This is a genomic window from Collinsella sp. LCP19S3_B11, from assembly GCF_052121915.1.
Classification (GTDB): domain Bacteria; phylum Actinomycetota; class Coriobacteriia; order Coriobacteriales; family Coriobacteriaceae; genus Collinsella.
The window spans coordinates 1-1004 of sequence record NZ_JBQKDI010000047.1 but is presented as its reverse complement, the minus strand read 5'-3'; the positions used below and the strand labels follow the sequence as shown (position 1 = coordinate 1004).

The 1004-nt window shown below is 67.0% G+C and carries 2 protein-coding genes; both read right to left on the bottom strand.

Annotation, left to right across the window (positions count from 1 at the left end; translation table 11 throughout):
- The coding region (locus tag ACTQV4_RS10295; RefSeq protein ID WP_441569780.1) for a phage minor head protein at positions 1-807 on the bottom strand (807 nt) is incomplete at its 3' end.
- On the bottom strand, positions 794-1004 hold a 211-nt coding region (locus ACTQV4_RS10290), incomplete at its 5' end, for a hypothetical protein (protein WP_441569779.1). The genes ACTQV4_RS10295 and ACTQV4_RS10290, both read right to left, overlap by 14 nt.

Here is a 1004-nt window from a genome sequence, read left to right as displayed (position 1 = left end):
GATCGTGTTCTTCGCCGAGCCGTTAGCCCGGTCGCCGGGGTAGCGCAGCAGCTCCCCACCCACCTCGAACGGCTCGTCCACCGGGCGGGTCTGCCCGTCCGCTTCGGCGTGTGCAACCCGCGTCCGCTCGTCATGAGCCGCCGACCACACCTTCACCATCGGAACACCAGCGTCGGCGGTCATCGTCGCGGAAGCGTGAACCGCCGCCGTGCGGGCCTGATGAAGCTCCGTCCGGGCGATCCGCTCCGCCCGGCGCATCCACCCCTCATAGCCCCCTTCGGCATCCCACGATAGGAACTGCCTAACCAGCTCCCGCTGCTCGAAACTCCCGCCCGTCCCAGCCTTCGACAAGATACCCTGCATCGTCTGGAACACCGTGTCCTGCATTCCCACCACGAGGTTCTCGGTCGTGCGCATGTAGTCCGCGAACAGGTGCCGCCACGACGGGGATGCGATGATGAAACTGATCTGCGACGGGTCCACACCCGCGAACGTCGCGGGAAACTCCGCGAGAAGGTCAGCGACCGTCGCCGGGCCGGACACACCCGACGGCCAGGGGATAGCCACGTCCGGGGACACGAACCCCGTGTTCGGCGCGTCCGCCGCCGCCGTGGCGATGAACTCCGCACCCAGCGCGGGCATAACGTTCACCGTCACCTCCCCAGCCCATTCCTCACCGGCTGCGGTGATCATATCCACATCCTCCCGGACCGTGGCGATCCACTCCTTCACAGCAGCGGTGACGATACCGACGAGCTCGTCAGTCCCCCGGTTCGGCTCCGCGCTGAAACGACTACGCGCCACCATAATCACCCCCCGCCGTAACGGCCCGCAGCGGGGCACCAACATTCGAGCTAATCGGACGGTCCAACACGTTCTGCGGGAGGTCGAAGCCCAGCACCTCCGCGAGGTAGGGGAACAACGACGGTGCCTTCGTCACCAACCGTTCCGCCAGGGCGCGGCGAGCCACATCCGAGTCCTTGTCGTCCGCGTCGTCCTCGCTG